The organism is Pseudomonas sp. ARP3 (genome assembly GCF_001029595.1).
GTDB lineage: Bacteria > Pseudomonadota > Gammaproteobacteria > Pseudomonadales > Pseudomonadaceae > Aquipseudomonas > Aquipseudomonas rhodesiae.
The window spans coordinates 89291-104159 of the sequence record NZ_LEKF01000004.1 but is presented as its reverse complement, the minus strand read 5'-3'; the positions used below and the strand labels follow the sequence as shown (position 1 = coordinate 104159).

At 59.8% G+C, this 14869-nt stretch carries 18 protein-coding genes; 14 read left to right on the top strand and 4 right to left on the bottom strand.

Going from position 1 to position 14869, the window contains the following annotated elements; genetic code table 11:
• Nucleotides 1-116: 116 nt before the first annotated feature.
• The 10 genes from ABX75_RS06570 to hisC all read left to right on the top strand — a co-directional run bounded on the left by ABX75_RS06570 (nt 117) and on the right by hisC (nt 8203).
• Nucleotides 117-926: an ATP-binding cassette domain-containing protein gene (locus tag ABX75_RS06570; RefSeq protein ID WP_034095919.1), complete on the top strand. Its 810-nt coding sequence runs from the start codon at nt 117-119 to the stop codon at nt 924-926.
• Entirely contained in the window at nt 926-1723 is a 798-nt protein-coding gene (gene mlaE / locus ABX75_RS06565) for a lipid asymmetry maintenance ABC transporter permease subunit MlaE (protein ID WP_034095920.1), read from the top strand. The genes ABX75_RS06570 and mlaE overlap by 1 nt, the downstream gene beginning before the upstream one ends.
• A complete protein-coding gene (mlaD, locus tag ABX75_RS06560) occupies nt 1723-2190 on the top strand; it encodes an outer membrane lipid asymmetry maintenance protein MlaD (protein WP_034095921.1) in 468 nt (155 codons plus the stop codon). Before mlaE ends, mlaD begins: the two co-directional genes overlap by 1 nt.
• Nucleotides 2191-2201: 11 nt before the next feature.
• Nucleotides 2202-2849: a phospholipid-binding protein MlaC gene (locus ABX75_RS06555; protein ID WP_034095922.1), complete on the top strand. Its 648-nt coding sequence runs from the start codon at nt 2202-2204 to the stop codon at nt 2847-2849.
• Nucleotides 2846-3151 carry a lipid asymmetry maintenance protein MlaB gene (locus ABX75_RS06550; protein ID WP_034095923.1) on the top strand — a complete coding sequence of 102 codons (306 nt, stop codon included), beginning with the start codon at nt 2846-2848 and terminating at the stop codon, nt 3149-3151. The genes ABX75_RS06555 and ABX75_RS06550 overlap by 4 nt, the downstream gene beginning before the upstream one ends.
• Before the next feature lie 114 nt (nt 3152-3265).
• Nucleotides 3266-3505, top strand: coding sequence for a BolA family protein (locus ABX75_RS06545; RefSeq protein WP_034095924.1), 240 nt, complete (start codon nt 3266-3268; stop codon nt 3503-3505).
• A gap of 23 nt (nt 3506-3528) precedes the next feature.
• The gene (gene murA / locus ABX75_RS06540; protein ID WP_034095925.1) at nt 3529-4794 is read left to right on the top strand and encodes a UDP-N-acetylglucosamine 1-carboxyvinyltransferase; all 1266 of its coding nucleotides are present in this window, start codon (nt 3529-3531) and stop codon (nt 4792-4794) included.
• Nucleotides 4795-5068: 274 nt separating this feature from the next.
• Nucleotides 5069-5704, top strand: coding sequence for an ATP phosphoribosyltransferase (gene hisG / locus ABX75_RS06535; RefSeq protein WP_010213102.1), 636 nt, complete (start codon nt 5069-5071; stop codon nt 5702-5704).
• A gap of 126 nt (nt 5705-5830) precedes the next feature.
• Complete coding sequence (gene hisD / locus ABX75_RS06530; protein ID WP_034111781.1) at nt 5831-7147, top strand: histidinol dehydrogenase; 1317 nt, start codon at nt 5831-5833, stop codon at nt 7145-7147.
• 3 nt (nt 7148-7150) lie between these two features.
• Nucleotides 7151-8203 (top strand): histidinol-phosphate transaminase, encoded by a 1053-nt coding sequence (gene hisC / locus ABX75_RS06525; RefSeq protein WP_034095927.1) that lies wholly within the window; start codon nt 7151-7153, stop codon nt 8201-8203.
• 63 nt (nt 8204-8266) lie between these two features.
• Here the strand turns inward: hisC and ABX75_RS06520 are convergent, their stop codons facing one another.
• Both ABX75_RS06520 and upp read right to left on the bottom strand, forming a co-directional pair.
• Nucleotides 8267-9541, bottom strand: coding sequence for a uracil-xanthine permease family protein (locus tag ABX75_RS06520; RefSeq protein ID WP_034095928.1), 1275 nt, complete (start codon nt 9539-9541; stop codon nt 8267-8269).
• Between the two features lie 2 nt (nt 9542-9543).
• The gene (upp, locus tag ABX75_RS06515) at nt 9544-10182 is read right to left on the bottom strand and encodes a uracil phosphoribosyltransferase (RefSeq protein ID WP_034095929.1); all 639 of its coding nucleotides are present in this window, start codon (nt 10180-10182) and stop codon (nt 9544-9546) included.
• Between the two features lie 163 nt (nt 10183-10345).
• Between upp and ABX75_RS06510 the strand changes: the two genes are divergently transcribed.
• From ABX75_RS06510 to ABX75_RS06495, 4 genes are all read left to right on the top strand, one after another.
• Nucleotides 10346-10903, top strand: coding sequence for a hypoxanthine-guanine phosphoribosyltransferase (locus ABX75_RS06510; protein WP_012722254.1), 558 nt, complete (start codon nt 10346-10348; stop codon nt 10901-10903).
• Nucleotides 10904-10906: 3 nt separating this feature from the next.
• On the top strand, nt 10907-11374 hold the full coding sequence (locus tag ABX75_RS06505) for a WbuC family cupin fold metalloprotein (protein WP_047881648.1): 468 nt from the start codon (nt 10907-10909) through the stop codon (nt 11372-11374).
• A 35-nt stretch (nt 11375-11409) separates the two neighbouring features.
• Nucleotides 11410-11895, top strand: a complete 486-nt coding sequence (locus ABX75_RS06500) for a hypothetical protein (RefSeq protein ID WP_034111783.1) — start codon at nt 11410-11412, stop codon at nt 11893-11895.
• A 76-nt stretch (nt 11896-11971) separates the two neighbouring features.
• Nucleotides 11972-12259 (top strand): PA4642 family protein, encoded by a 288-nt coding sequence (locus ABX75_RS06495; protein ID WP_017845962.1) that lies wholly within the window; start codon nt 11972-11974, stop codon nt 12257-12259.
• Nucleotides 12260-12326: 67 nt separating this feature from the next.
• Here ABX75_RS06495 and mqo read toward each other — a convergent pair whose 3' ends face one another.
• Nucleotides 12327-13835 carry a malate dehydrogenase (quinone) gene (gene mqo, locus ABX75_RS06490; protein WP_034095932.1) on the bottom strand — a complete coding sequence of 503 codons (1509 nt, stop codon included), beginning with the start codon at nt 13833-13835 and terminating at the stop codon, nt 12327-12329.
• 725 nt (nt 13836-14560) lie between these two features.
• Entirely contained in the window at nt 14561-14794 is a 234-nt protein-coding gene (locus ABX75_RS06485; RefSeq protein WP_047881647.1) for a hypothetical protein, read from the bottom strand.
• Between the last annotated feature and the right edge of the window lie 75 nt (nt 14795-14869).

The window sequence follows — 14869 nt, the reverse complement described above, 5'->3', positions numbered from 1 at the left end:
AGTTCGCGGCCAGTTCGGTCCGCTCAGTCCCTGTGGCTATCTATATTGCGCAGCCGTTGCAAACGTTTGTCGCATAGATGGTGTCTGAGTGAGAAGCTGCATCCCAAGGAGTTTAGATGAGTGCCGATAACGCCTACGCGGTCGAGCTGAAGGGACTGACCTTCAAGCGCGGGACGCGCAGCATCTTCAATAACGTCGATATTCGCATTCCCCGCGGCAAGGTCACCGGCATCATGGGGCCTTCCGGTTGCGGCAAGACCACCCTGTTGCGTTTGATGGGCATGCAATTGCGCCCGAACGCCGGTGAGGTGTGGGTCAACGGCCAGAACCTGCCGACGCTGTCGCGCAGCGATCTGTTCGATGCGCGCAAGCACATGGGCGTGTTGTTCCAGAGTGGGGCACTGTTCACCGACCTCGATGTGTTCGAGAACGTGGCGTTTCCGCTGCGGGTGCATACGCAACTGTCCGATGAAATGATTCGTGACATTGTTTTGTTGAAGCTCCAGGCCGTGGGCCTGCGCGGCGCCATCGACCTGATGCCTGACGAGCTGTCCGGCGGTATGAAGCGTCGCGTCGCCCTGGCGCGCGCCATTGCCCTTGATCCGCAGATCCTTATGTACGACGAGCCCTTTGTTGGTCAGGACCCGATCGCCATGGGGGTGCTGGTGCGCCTGATCCGTCTGCTCAACGATGCATTGGGGATCACCAGTATCGTGGTCTCCCACGACCTGGCGGAAACCGCGAGCATCGCCGACTACCTGTACGTCGTCGGCGATGGTCAGGTGTTGGGGCAGGGCACGCCTGAGGAATTGATGAATGCCGACAACCCGCGCATTCGCCAATTCATGACCGGCGATCCCGACGGCCCCGTGCCTTTTCACTTTCCGGCGGCGGACTACCGCGCAGATCTTCTGGGGAAGCGCTGATGCGCAAGACATCTCTTATCGAAAAGGTTCGCCTTTTCGGTCGCTCGGGCATCGACATCGTCGAAGTGCTGGGTCGCTCGACGATTTTTCTATTTCACGCGTTACTAGGCCGCGGCGGCATTGGTGGCGGCTTTGGTCTGTTGATCAAGCAGTTGCACGCAGTGGGTGTGATGTCCCTGGTGATTATCGTGGTCTCCGGCGTCTTCATTGGCATGGTACTGGCGTTGCAAGGCTTCAATATCCTGTCCAGTTACGGTTCGGAGCAGGCGGTGGGGCAGATGGTGGCCCTGACGCTGTTACGCGAGCTGGGGCCGGTGGTGACTGCATTGTTGTTCGCTGGGCGCGCGGGTTCCGCGCTGACCGCCGAAATCGGCAATATGAAGTCCACCGAGCAGTTGTCCAGCCTGGAAATGATTGGCGTGGACCCGCTCAAATACATTGTTGCCCCGCGCCTGTGGGCTGGCTTCATTTCTCTTCCATTGCTGGCGATGATCTTCAGTGTGGTGGGTATCTGGGGTGGTTCTTGGGTCGCGGTAGACTGGCTGGGCGTCTACGACGGCTCCTACTGGGCCAACATGCAGAACAGCGTGACCTTCAACGGTGACGTGCTCAACGGCGTTATAAAGAGCATCGTCTTTGCCTTTGTAGTGACCTGGATCGCCGTATTCCAAGGCTATGACTGTGAGCCCACTTCAGAAGGGATCAGTCGCGCCACCACCAAGACCGTTGTGTACGCCTCGCTGGCGGTACTGGGCCTTGACTTCATTTTGACCGCCTTGATGTTTGGAGATTTCTGATGCAAAACCGCACTGTGGAAATCGGTGTCGGCCTTTTCTTGCTGGCTGGCATCCTGGCTTTACTGTTGCTGGCCCTTCGGGTCAGTGGCCTGTCGGCCAGCCCCACCGCCGACACTTATAAACTTTACGCGTACTTCGACAATATCGCCGGTTTGACTGTCAGAGCCAAAGTGACCATGGCCGGCGTGACGATCGGCAAGGTCACGGCAATCGATCTGGATCGCGATAGCTTCACGGGTCGAGTGACGATGCAGCTGAACAAGAAGGTCGACAACCTGCCGACCGACTCCACTGCGTCTATCCTCACCGCGGGTCTGCTGGGCGAGAAGTACATTGGTATCAGCGTGGGCGGGGAAACAGCCTTGCTCAAGGATGGTTCGACCATCCACGACACGCAGTCGTCGCTGGTGCTTGAAGACCTGATCGGTAAATTCCTGCTCAATACGGTCAATAAAGACGCTAAATGAGGAATCTGTACATGATCTCTACCTTACGACGTGGCCTTCTGGTACTGCTTGCAGCGCTGCCGTTGTTGGCTAACGCGGCGGGTTCTGCGCACGATCTGGTGCAGGACACGACCAACAAAATGTTGGCTGACCTGACGGCTAACAAAGAACAGTACAAGCAAGACCCGAGTAAGTTTTACGACGCGCTCAATACCATTGTCGGGCCGGTGGTCGATGCCGAAGGCATTTCCCGCAGCATCATGACGGTCAAGTATTCGCGTAAGGCGACGCCTGAGCAGATGCAGCGCTTCCAGGAAAATTTCAAGCGCGGCCTGTTTCAGTTCTATGGCAACGCATTGCTTGAGTACAACAACCAGGGCATTACCGTTGCGCCAGCCGGCGACGAATCGGGTAATCGCACCAGCGTCAACATGAGCGTCAAAGGCAACAACGGCGCGATCTACCCGGTGCAATACACCCTGGAGAAGATCCAAGGCGAGTGGAAGCTGCGTAACGTGATCATCAACGGCATCAATATCGGCAAGCTGTTCCGTGATCAGTTCGCCGATGCGATGCAGCGCAATGGCAACGACCTGGACAAGACCATCAACGGCTGGGCCGGGGAAGTCGCCAAGGCCAAGGAAACATCCGACAAAGAAGCCGGGAAGTCTGCGCAATGATCGAGTCGGCTGTTCGTCTTGGCGATGCCGGCGAGCTGTTTCTCAGCGGCGTGCTGGATTACCGTACCGGGCCTGACCTGCGCAAGCAGGGCCAGGCACTGATCAAGACCAGTACCGCGCCCGCGCTGGTGCTGGATTGCTCGGCGGTGACCAAGTCCAGCAGCGTCGGATTATCGTTGTTGCTGTGCTTCATGCGCGATGCCGAGGCGGCCAAGAAGTCGGTCAGCATCCGTGCGTTACCCGACGACATGCGCGAAATTGCCGAGGTTTCCGGTCTGACCGAGCTGTTGGCGCATCCTTAATACACATATTCAAGCAAGCCCCCCGTCAGAGTCCTGCTATGCGGGGTTCGCAGGCGCGGGGCTTTTTTGTATGATGTGCGACCCGCGCGCACTGGGCGCCGATAGAGGTTGAGCATGCAGGCCCTAGAAGTTAAGAGCTTCCTTGAAGGAAAGCTGCCGAATACTGAGGTTGTAGTTGAAGGCGAAGGCTGCAATTTCCAGCTGAACGTGATTAGCGATGAACTGGCGGCATTGAGCCCGGTCAAGCGTCAGCAGCAGATCTATGCCCATTTGAACCCGTGGATCACCGATGGCAGCATCCATGCGGTCACTATGAAATTTTTCAGCCGCGCGGCCTGGGCCGAGCGCACCTGAGCCCCCAAGGCGTCGAGATTCTTATGGATAAATTGATTATTACCGGCGGTGCCCGCCTTGATGGCGAGATCCGCATCTCCGGTGCGAAAAACTCCGCCTTGCCGATTCTGGCTGCGACCCTGCTGTGCGATGGCCCGGTGACCGTGGCCAATCTGCCGCATCTGCACGACATCACCACCATGATCGAGCTGTTCGGTCGCATGGGCATCGAGCCGGTGATTGACGAGAAACTGGCTGTCGAAATCGACCCGCGTACCATCAAAACCCTGATCGCTCCGTACGAATTGGTGAAAACCATGCGTGCATCGATCCTGGTGCTGGGCCCGATGGTTGCCCGTTTCGGCGAAGCTGAAGTGGCACTGCCTGGCGGTTGCGCCATTGGCTCGCGTCCGGTGGACCTGCACATCCGTGGTCTGGAAGCGATGGGCGCGATCATCGACGTCGAAGGCGGCTACATCAAGGCCAAGGCACCGGAAGGCGGCCTGCGGGGCGCGAACTTCTTCTTCGATACCGTCAGCGTGACCGGTACCGAGAACATCATGATGGCCGCTGCTCTGGCCAACGGCCGCAGCGTACTGCAAAACGCCGCCCGCGAGCCGGAAGTAGTCGACCTGGCTAACTTCCTGAACGCCATGGGGGCGAAGGTTTCCGGCGCTGGCACCGACACCATCACCATTGATGGCGTAGAGCGTCTGCACACCGCAACCTACAAGGTTATGCCCGACCGGATCGAGACCGGCACCTACTTGGTCGCCGCCGCCGTCACCGGTGGTCGCGTCAAGGTCAAGGATACCGATCCGACCATCTTGGAAGCGGTCCTGGAAAAACTCCGTGAAGCCGGTGCCGAAATCACCTGCGGCGAAGACTGGATCGAACTGGACATGCACGGCAAGCGGCCAAAAGCCGTCAACGTGCGTACCGCGCCGTACCCGGCGTTCCCGACCGACATGCAGGCGCAGTTCATTTCCTTGAACGCGATTGCAGAAGGCACCGGTGCCGTGATCGAGACCATCTTCGAAAACCGCTTCATGCACGTATACGAGCTGCACCGCATGGGCGCGAAGATCCAGGTTGAGGGCAACACGGCCATCGTGACCGGGATCGACAAGCTCAAGGGCGCGCCAGTAATGGCTACCGACCTGCGTGCCTCGGCCAGCCTGGTGATCTCCGCGTTGTGTGCAGACGGTGACACTTTGATCGACCGCATCTACCACATAGACCGCGGTTACGAGTGCATTGAAGAAAAACTGCAGATGCTGGGCGCAAAAATTCGCCGCGTACCGGGCTAGTCCTGGAACTGAAAACACCGCCACTGTGGTGAGCGGGCTTGCTGTGGTGAGTGGGCTTGCTGTGGTGAGCGGGCTTGCCCCGCGCTGGACTGCGCAGCAGTCCCCGCTTTTGGGTCGCTACGCAACCCAGCGCCGGGCATACCCGCTCACCACACACGGTGTCAGTTCGCGGTATGCTGAATGTGTTCCAAATCGAGGCTGTCATGGCCTCGATCTGTGTCTGGCGCCGTTTGCGACCGGACAGCAATAGCCTGATGAAGGATTGACGTTTCCCATGTTGACCATCGCACTGTCCAAGGGCCGTATCCTTGACGACACTTTGCCGCTTCTGGCTGAAGCGGGCATCGTGCCGACCGAGAATCCGGACAAGAGCCGCAAGCTGATCATCCCCACGACCCAGGACGACGTTCGTCTGTTGATCGTAAGGGCTACTGACGTGCCGACCTATGTTGAGCATGGCGCGGCCGACCTCGGCGTCGCCGGCAAGGACGTGCTGATGGAATATGGCGGTCAGGGCCTGTATGAGCCGCTGGACCTGCGCATTGCGCTGTGCAAGCTGATGACCGCCGGTCGCGTCGGTGACGTTGAACCCAAGGGCCGCCTGCGCGTGGCCACCAAGTTCGTCAACGTCGCCAAGCGCTACTACGCCGAACAAGGTCGTCAGGTCGATATCATCAAGCTCTACGGCTCGATGGAGCTGGCGCCGCTGATCGGCCTGGCCGACAAGATCATCGACGTGGTCGATACCGGCAATACCCTGCGTGCCAACGGTCTCGAACCACAGGAATTTATCGCTGACATCAGCTCCCGTCTGATCGTCAACAAGGCATCGATGAAGATGCAGCACGCCCGTATCCAGGCGTTGATCGACACCCTGCGCAAGGCAGTGGAGTCTCGACACCGCGGTTGACCCACACGCGCGGCCTTAGGCTGCGCCCGTCTATCCGCCTCATAGCCAGAATTCTCAGGTGCCCAAGCGGAGCGAACGGTAGTTTAGGGCGCCTGAGTTTTTTGCCAATCCTATGAGGCCCTCGCTATGACCACGTCCACTGCAATTGCCCGACTCAACGCTGCCGATCCGGATTTCGCCCATCATCTGGATCATCTGCTGAGCTGGGAAAGCGTGTCCGACGATTCGGTCAACCAGCGGGTGCTCGACATCATCAAGGCGGTGCGCGAGCGTGGCGACGCCGCACTGGTGGACTTCACCCGTCAGTTCGACGGTTTGGACGTCCAGTCCATGTCCGATCTGATCCTGCCTCGCGAGCGCCTGGAGCTGGCCCTGACCCGCATCACCGCCCCCCAGCGCGAAGCCCTGGAAGTGGCGGCGGCAAGGGTTCGCAGTTACCACGAAAAACAGAAGCAGGATTCCTGGAGCTACACCGAAGCAGATGGCACGGTGCTGGGCCAGAAGGTCACGCCGCTCGACCGTGCAGGCCTGTACGTGCCGGGCGGCAAAGCGTCGTACCCGTCGTCGGTTCTGATGAATGCTATCCCGGCCAAAGTTGCCGGTGTGGCTGAAGTGGTCATGGTGGTGCCGACCCCGCGCGGTGAAATCAACGAATTGGTGCTAGCCGCCGCGTGCATCGCCGGTGTCGACCGCGTTTTCACCATCGGTGGCGCCCAGGCCGTGGCGGCCCTGGCCTATGGCACCGAGAGCGTGCCAAAGGTCGACAAGGTGGTCGGCCCCGGCAATATTTACGTGGCTACCGCCAAGCGCCACGTCTTTGGCCAGGTCGGTATCGACATGATCGCCGGCCCGTCGGAGATCCTGGTGGTGTGCGACGGCCAGACCGATCCGGACTGGATCGCCATGGATTTGTTCTCCCAAGCCGAGCATGACGAAGACGCTCAGGCGATCCTGGTCAGCCCGGATGCCGAGTTCCTCGATAAGGTCGCGGCCAGCATCAATAAGCTGCTGCCGACCATGGAGCGTGCCGAGATCATCGAGAAGTCGATCAATGGCCGCGGTGCGTTGATCCTGGTGCGTGATATGGAGCAAGCCATCGAAGTGGCCAACCGCATCGCGCCCGAGCACTTGGAGCTGTCCGTGGCTGACCCACAGGCTTGGCTGCCGTCGATTCGCCACGCCGGTGCGATCTTCATGGGGCGCCACACCAGCGAAGCCCTGGGCGACTACTGCGCCGGCCCCAACCACGTACTGCCCACCTCCGGCACCGCGCGCTTCTCGTCGCCGCTGGGGGTGTATGACTTCCAGAAGCGTTCTTCGATCATCTTCTGCTCGCCACAGGGCGCGTCCGAGCTGGGCAAGACCGCTTCGGTGCTGGCCCGTGGTGAATCGCTGAGCGCCCACGCGCGCAGCGCCGAATATCGCATCGCCAAGGGAGAGTAAGACATGAGCAAATTCTGGAGCCCTTTCGTCAAGAACCTCGTGCCTTACGTGCCCGGCGAGCAACCGAAAATGACCAAACTGGTCAAGCTCAACACCAACGAGAATCCCTACGGTCCATCGCCCAAGGCGTTGGCTGCGATGCAGGCCGAGTTGAACGACAACTTGCGCCTGTATCCGGACCCGAACAGCGACCTGCTCAAGCAGGCGGTGGCCACGTATTACGGGATCGACGCCGGCAAAGTATTCCTCGGCAACGGTTCCGATGAGGTGCTGGCGCACATTTTCCACGGCCTGTTCCAGCACGAGCTGCCGCTGCTGTTTCCGGATATCAGCTACAGCTTCTACCCGGTCTACTGCGGCCTCTACGGCATCCAGTCGGCGCCGGTGCCATTGGACGAGCAGTTCCAGATCCGCGTGGAAGACTACGCCAAGCCTAACGGCGGGATCATTTTTCCCAACCCTAACGCGCCAACCGGCTGCGTCCTGGCGCTGGACGCCGTGGAACAGATCCTCAAGGCCAGCCCGGATTCAGTGGTGGTGGTCGATGAAGCCTATATCGACTTCGGCGGCGAAACGGCCATCAGCCTGGTGGACCGCTACCCGAACCTGCTGGTGACCCAGACCCTGTCCAAATCGCGCTCACTGGCCGGTTTGCGCGTGGGCCTGGCGGTGGGCCACCCGGACTTGATCGAGGCGCTGGAGCGGGTAAAGAACAGCTTCAACTCTTACCCCCTGGATCGCCTGGCGATTGTCGGCGCGGCGGCCGCGTTCGAGGACCGTGAATACTTCGAGAAGACCTGCCGACAGGTGATAGACAGCCGCAACCAGTTGGTCGCGCAGTTGGAGGATAAGGGCTTTGAGGTGTTGCCGTCGGCGGCCAACTTTATCTTCGCCCGCCACCCACGGCACGACGCGGCTGGCCTGGCGGCGAAGTTGCGCGAGCAGGGCGTGATCGTGCGGCACTTCAAGCAGGAGCGGATTGCCCAGTTCCTGCGGATCAGCATTGGTACGCCGGAGCAGAATCAGGCGTTGATCGATGGCTTGGGTGACCTCTAACACTCAGTGAAATCAAATGTGGGAGGGGGCAACCCCCTCCCACATTAGTTGGTGCTTTGGCCGTCAGATCAATGGCTCATCTGGCTTCTTGTTCTTCCAGCCATCATTGCCCGGCAGCAGCAGGTTCAACCCGATCGCTACCACGGCGCACAGGGCGATGCCCTTGAGACCGAAATCATCTGGGCCGGTGCCGGTTCCCACCAGCACGCCGCCAATGCCGAACACCAAGGTCACCGACACAATCACCAGATTGCGCGCTTCGCCCAGGTCGATCTTGTGGCGAATCAACGTGTTCATCCCCACAGCAGCAATCGAACCGAACAACAGGCATAGAATTCCGCCCATCACCGGCACTGGAATGCTTTGCAGCAGCGCGCCGAATTTGCCGATAAACGCCAGGCTAATGGCAAAGATAGCCGCCCAGGTCATGATTTTCGGGTTGTAGTTCTTGGTCAGCATCACCGCGCCGGTCACTTCGGCGTAAGTGGTGTTCGGCGGGCCGCCAAACAGGCCGGCGGCCGTGGTGGCAATGCCGTCACCCAGCAAGGTGCGATGCAGGCCAGGTTTTTTCAGGTAGTCGCGCCCGGTCACGCTGCCCACCGCAATCACACCGCCGATGTGTTCGATCGCCGGGGCCAGGGCCACCGGGACGATAAACAGGATCGCCTGCCAGTTGAATTCCGGCGCGGTGAAGTGGGGCAGGGCGAACCACGGGGCGGCCGCGATCTTGGCCGTGTCGACCACTCCAAAGTAGAACGACATGGCAAAGCCCACCAGCACGCCGGAGATAATCGGCACCAGGCGGAAAATGCCTTTGCCGAATACCGCCACGATCAGCGTGGTCAGCAGCGCCGGCATCGAGATCATCATCGCCGTCTGGTAATGAATCAGCTCGGCACCGTCGCCGGACTTGCCCATGGCCATGTTCGCGGCAATCGGTGCCATGGCCAGGCCGATGGAAATGATCACCGGGCCTATCACCACCGGCGGCAGCAAGCGGTCGATAAAACCGGTGCCCTTGATCTTCACCGCCAGGCCCAGGAACGTATAAACGAAACCGGCCGCCATCACGCCGCCCATGGTCGCCGCGAGGCCGAACTGGCCCTTGGCGAGGATGATCGGGGTGATGAAGGCGAAGCTCGAAGCCAGGAATACCGGCACCTGACGCCCGGTCACCACCTGGAACAGCAAGGTGCCTAGACCTGCGGTGAACAGCGCAACGTTTGGATCAAGACCTGTGATCAGCGGCATCAACACCAGCGCGCCAAATGCCACGAAGAGCATTTGTGCGCCAGACAGGATCTGGCGCCAAAGCGGGTCGTTGAATTCATCCTGCATGCTCACGCGTCCTTCTGCTTGGTGCCGAAGATCTTGTCACCGGCATCGCCCAGGCCTGGGATGATGTAGCCGTGTTCGTTCAAGCGTTCATCGATGGAGGCGGTGTAGATCTGCACGTCCGGGTGTGCGCTCTCGACGGCGGCGATGCCCTCCGGCGCGGCTACCAGCACCATGGCGCGGATGTCCTTGCAACCGGCCTTCTTCAGCAGGTCGATGGTGGCGACCATGGAGCTGCCGGTGGCGAGCATCGGGTCGATGATCATTGCCAGGCGCTCGTCGATTTCCGGAACGAGTTTTTCCAGGTAAGTGTGGGCTTGCAGTGTCTCTTCATTACGGGCCACGCCCACGGCGCTGACCTTGGCGCCCGGGATCAGGCTGAGTACGCCTTCGAGCATGCCGATGCCGGCGCGAAGGATCGGCACCACGGTGATTTTCTTACCGGCGATTTTCTCGACCTGGACAGGACCGGCCCAACCGGGAATCTCATAATTCTCCAGGGGTAAATCCTTGGTGGCTTCGTAAGTGAGCAGCGCTCCGACTTCCTGAGCAAGCTCACGGAAGTTCTTCGTGCTGATGTCGGCGCGGCGCATAAGGCCGAGTTTGTGTCGGATCAGCGGGTGGCGGATCTCGCGAGTGGGCATGGGAAAGGCTCCGGCGGCGGGCAAAAAAACCGGCCTAGATTAATCTATCCGAGGGTGTTGTCCTATAGACATGTAGCACGTTAGTCCATAAAGGCTTGCCCGGAGCGCATGAGAAGCGTACCTTCGCCCGCTTTTCTTGCCACAGCACCCCTTGGAGAGCGCCATGTCCGCTGATCTCGAGCATATCCGTCAAATCATGCGCGAGGCTGACTGCCTGTACACCGAAGCGCAAGTCGAAGAAGCGATCGCCAAGGTCGGCGCCCACATCACCCGCGAAATGGCCGATACCAACCCGGTGGTGTTCTGTGTGATGAACGGTGGTCTGATCTTCGCCGGCAAATTGTTGACTCACCTGCAATTCCCGCTGGAAGCGTCTTACCTGCACGCCACCCGCTATCGCAATGAAACCAGCGGCGGCGACCTGTTCTGGAAGGCCAAGCCGGAAGTCTCGTTTATTGACCGTGACGTGCTGATCATCGACGACATCCTCGATGAAGGTCACACCCTGGGCGCAATCATCGACTTCTGCAAACACGCTGGCGCACGCAAAGTGCACACTGCCGTGCTGATCGACAAAGACCACGACCGCAAGGCTCGCCCTGAGCTGAAAGCCGATTTCGTCGGTCTGCCGTGCATCGACCGTTACATCTTCGGTTACGGCATGGACTACAAGGGCTACTGGCGCAACGCCAATGGCATCTACGCCGTCAAAGGGATGTGATACGTGGCGCGCTTTCTGGATCAGACACTGTTTACCGAGCTGGCCGAGAAAGCGAACGCCAGCACCCGTGGGCGGCATCATCACAATTTCCATGAGATGGACGAGCCGTGTCATCGCATGGCAGTGGGCCTGCAACCGAGCACCTACGTGCCCCCACATCGCCACCTCAGTGCGGACAAGGCGGAAACCTTGCTCGTGCTCAAGGGCCGTCTGGGCCTGCTGGTGTTCAATGACCGCGGCGAGGTAATCGCCAAGCGCGTGATGCAGGCTGGCGGCGAGTGCGCCGGCGTCTATCTGCCGCCGGGCGTGTTCCATGGCCTGGTGGTGCTGCAGCCCGATACGGTGATGTTCGAATGCAAGGCAGGGCCTTATCGGCCGGTTGGCGAGGGCGAACTGGCCGAGTGGGCACCGCGTGAAGGCGACGCCGGCGTGGCGGCGTATCAACGCTGGATGCTTGCGCAGTTCGATTGAGCTACAGTGCTGGGCCCCTTGCCGTGGAGTGGCTCATGAGCCGGTTGATACGCAGTTGCGCCATGCTGGCGTTGTCCTTCAGTTTGCCCTTGGCCGCAGCGCCCGCGCCGATGCACGGCCAATTCCTACCGCCGGATGACCTTGCCCTGCGTGCCGAAGCTCCTGATCAGCAGCAATTGCTGCAGGTCACCGAGTACGCGGTGGTGGTGGGCAATCAGCGTCAGTCCAATCAACAGCCGATCCCGGTTACGTCACCGCTGATGATCCGCCTCAAGGGCAAGCCCCTGAACAAAGGCGCGACCATCGCCCAAGTGATGCTCAACTTCGATGCCGAAAGCAAAAGCCTGAAAAAGCCGGTATTCGATGAGAAAACCCGTACGCTTACCTTGTCGTACCCGGTGGCTCAATACCGTGTAATCGTCGATCTGCTGCGCAATGACACGGTGTATGTGCAGTTCCTCAGTTATGCCAACGGTCATATCTGGGCGGATTTGCATACCGGCACGGTCAAGTCCAGATAGGCCGGCGCCTACACAAGGCCGTGCCCCGCAGGTAGACTTCAAGCCCCGTGTAAATGTCTGCAGGCTGGAGTCGGTAATGCGTAAAGATAAGAAACAGGTGATTGGCGACGAGATCGGCGACGATCAGATCAAGTTGTTCCTGGACTTCGAGCCAGTCGACGCAACTTCACCGTCCCTGCACAAACTGATCAAGGCTTACCGTGGCCTGCGTATCGACGACTTCGAACGCTTCCTGGGCTTTTTCAAGGCCGCCGGTTTGGATCTGGATGGCAAGGATGAGCACGGCCAGACCTTCGTTGATCTGATCAAAGACCAGCGTAACGCCGCCGAATACATCGAGCTGATCGACAACGCCCGCGGCTGATTACTCCAGGCAAAAAAACGCCCCGTTCTCCTCGTGAGAGCGGGGCGTTTTTTATTGCAGCAAGGCCTTAGGCGAAGCTCTCGGCCTCGTTGCTCTGCTCAACCAATTGCAGACTGATGTTGTTCTGGGCGTTGATCTTGCGATACAGCTCGGCATCGGTCTCCAGCACTTTTTCCCGCGCCGGGAAGATTTCATGCAGCTTGGCCGCCCACTCCCCACTGGCCTTGTCCGGGAAGCAGCGCTCGATCAGTTCCAGCATGATCGAGACGGTCACCGAAGCGCCTGGCGAGGCGCCCAGCAGGGCCGCCAGCGACCCGTCCTTGGCTGCGACCAGCTCGGTACCGAATTGCAGCACGCCGCCTTTCTTCGGGTCTTTCTTGATGATCTGCACCCGCTGACCGGCCACTTCCAGGCGCCAGTCCTCGGCTTTCGCCTCCGGGTAGAAGCGGCGCAGGGATTCCAGGCGCTGTTCCATGGACTGCATCACTTCGCTCACCAGGTACTTGGTCAGGTCCATGTTGTCGCGAGCCACGGCCAGCATCGGGCCGATGTTGCCGGCGCGCACCGACAGCGGCAGGTCGAGGAACGAACCGTGCTTGAGGAACTTGGTGGTGAACCCGGCATAAGGCCCGAACAGCAGAGATTTCTTGCCATCCACCACGCGGGTATCCAGGTGCGGCACCGACATTGGCGGCGAACCCACGGCGGCCTGGCTGTAGACCTTGGCCTGGTGATGCTTGACCACTTCAGGGTTATCGCAGCGCAGCCACTGGCCGCTGACCGGGAAACCGCCGAAGCCTTTGCTTTCTTCGATGCCCGAGGCTTGCAACAGCGGCAGGGCCGCGCCGCCAGCACCGAGGAACACGAACTTGGCATCCACTTCACGGCTGTTGCCGCTGTTGACGTCCTTGATGCTCACGGTCCAGCCGGCGCCGTTGCGCTTGAGGCCGGTGACGCGCTTGCAATACTTGACCTGGGCGTCGGCCGAGCTGGTCAGGTGGTTGAGCAGTTGATTGGTCAGGGCGCCAAAGTTGACGTCGGTGCCGTTCATGACGCGGGTGGCGGCGATTTTTTCGTCGAGCGGGCGGCCCGGCATCATCAGCGGCATCCATTCGGCCATCTCGCTGCGGTCTTCGGTGTAGTGCATGTCCGAAAACGCGTGGTGCTGGCTCAGGGTCTCAAAGCGCTTCTTGAGGAACTCCACGCCTTTGTCGCCTTGCACGAAGCTCAGGTGCGGTACCGGGCTGATAAAGGATCTGGACGAGCCAAAGGTGCCCTTTTTGGTCAAGTACGCCCAGAACTGCTTCGACACCTCGAACTGGGTGTTGATGTGCACGGCTTTCTTGATGTCGATGGAGCCATCGGCGGCCTGAGGTGTGTAATTCAGCTCACACAGGCCGGCGTGACCGGTACCGGCGTTGTTCCACGGGTTGGAACTTTCCGCGGCACCCGAGTCCATCAGCTCAACGACTTCCAGCTTGAGGCCGGGGTCGAGCTCTTTGAGTAGTACGGCCAGGGTGGCACTCATGATGCCGGCCCCTACCAGTACTACATCGACTGCTTCGTTATGCGCCATTTAACGCGTCTCCAAAATCTGCAGCACCAAATTGACGGCATGGCTGCCAGGAGTGACGGGGCGTTCACGTATTGCCCCAGGTTACCCATGGCCAGGATCGCCATGTCCGTTTCGCAATTCTTTGCAACTCAGCACACGCTTGCTGCCTGGCCTGATCTGCCTATGAACGCATTCATGGGCGGCTGTGGCAATTCGACTTATGGTCAAAGCGTGCGATGCGTGCAATCAATCCGTAGCGGACAGGCTCAAGCTCCAGTGGTTGATGAGTACTCGGTCCTGTGCGGTTGGGCTGTTCCAGACGCTGATGGTGCTTGTACAAACGCCAAACTATTCATTTGCTCGCCACACTCTTGTGAAGTTGTGAAAACCCGTTTTTTCACGCTCTTTTGAAGACGTGAACCTCAAAAAAGGGCTGCCCCAGCCTGGCACCTGGCCCGTAAACCTCTGCCGATAGGCAGCAAAACGGGCAAACAACTCAAGTGGCCGAGCGCAATGGCAGCTCTGGCAGATTCGGTAAAGGCGGGTGGTTTGCAAAGGAACAGCAAGCGCGCCGGCTTCACTCGATCTGTGTGGGCGGCTCTCTGTGGGCGATTCTTGGGGGTTAATACCGAGGCATTAACGATGCTGCGAGGCCCGATCAGGAGACGTCCTTATAATCGGGGGGAGATTGTAGCGAAGAACGTCAGGGAAATGGGCGTGTTTTATGACTTTTATTAGGCGTTTGGTCAGGCGGCCAACACCGGGTGGCGCGATGACCGTGTCGCGCGTGGGCTGACACGGGCCCGGGCCGGCAGCGGTCGATGCATCCAGCTCAGGCGGATTTCTTCGATTTCCACCCAGCCTTGGCCCACCGGCGGCTGGCTGCATTCTTTGAAGGCTTGGCAGCGGCCCTGGGAATCGAGCAAGGCAAACTGACGAAGCGCGGACTTGCGAGTAAATAACGACCAGAGATATTGCATGGCGATCAACCTCCTGTGAATGAGGCCAAGCATGCCGATGCGGGATGACGCGGCGATGTATCGGCTGTGACACAT

Excerpts from the sequence above, each read along its gene's own strand:
- ABX75_RS06570 (WP_034095919.1), top strand. The coding sequence starts at position 117 with ATGAGTGCCGATAACGCCTACGCGGTCGAGCTGAAGGGACTGACCTTC.
- mlaE (WP_034095920.1), top strand. The coding sequence starts at position 926 with ATGCGCAAGACATCTCTTATCGAAAAGGTTCGCCTTTTCGGTCGCTCG.
- mlaD (WP_034095921.1), top strand. The coding sequence starts at position 1,723 with ATGCAAAACCGCACTGTGGAAATCGGTGTCGGCCTTTTCTTGCTGGCT.
- ABX75_RS06555 (WP_034095922.1), top strand. The coding sequence starts at position 2,202 with ATGATCTCTACCTTACGACGTGGCCTTCTGGTACTGCTTGCAGCGCTG.
- ABX75_RS06550 (WP_034095923.1), top strand. The coding sequence starts at position 2,846 with ATGATCGAGTCGGCTGTTCGTCTTGGCGATGCCGGCGAGCTGTTTCTC.
- ABX75_RS06545 (WP_034095924.1), top strand. The coding sequence starts at position 3,266 with ATGCAGGCCCTAGAAGTTAAGAGCTTCCTTGAAGGAAAGCTGCCGAAT.
- murA (WP_034095925.1), top strand. The coding sequence starts at position 3,529 with ATGGATAAATTGATTATTACCGGCGGTGCCCGCCTTGATGGCGAGATC.
- hisG (WP_010213102.1), top strand. The coding sequence starts at position 5,069 with ATGTTGACCATCGCACTGTCCAAGGGCCGTATCCTTGACGACACTTTG.
- hisD (WP_034111781.1), top strand. The coding sequence starts at position 5,831 with ATGACCACGTCCACTGCAATTGCCCGACTCAACGCTGCCGATCCGGAT.
- hisC (WP_034095927.1), top strand. The coding sequence starts at position 7,151 with ATGAGCAAATTCTGGAGCCCTTTCGTCAAGAACCTCGTGCCTTACGTG.
- ABX75_RS06520 (WP_034095928.1), bottom strand. The coding sequence starts at position 9,541 with ATGCAGGATGAATTCAACGACCCGCTTTGGCGCCAGATCCTGTCTGGC.
- upp (WP_034095929.1), bottom strand. The coding sequence starts at position 10,182 with ATGCCCACTCGCGAGATCCGCCACCCGCTGATCCGACACAAACTCGGC.
- ABX75_RS06510 (WP_012722254.1), top strand. The coding sequence starts at position 10,346 with ATGTCCGCTGATCTCGAGCATATCCGTCAAATCATGCGCGAGGCTGAC.
- ABX75_RS06500 (WP_034111783.1), top strand. The coding sequence starts at position 11,410 with ATGAGCCGGTTGATACGCAGTTGCGCCATGCTGGCGTTGTCCTTCAGT.
- ABX75_RS06495 (WP_017845962.1), top strand. The coding sequence starts at position 11,972 with ATGCGTAAAGATAAGAAACAGGTGATTGGCGACGAGATCGGCGACGAT.
- mqo (WP_034095932.1), bottom strand. The coding sequence starts at position 13,835 with ATGGCGCATAACGAAGCAGTCGATGTAGTACTGGTAGGGGCCGGCATC.
- ABX75_RS06485 (WP_047881647.1), bottom strand. The coding sequence starts at position 14,794 with ATGCAATATCTCTGGTCGTTATTTACTCGCAAGTCCGCGCTTCGTCAG.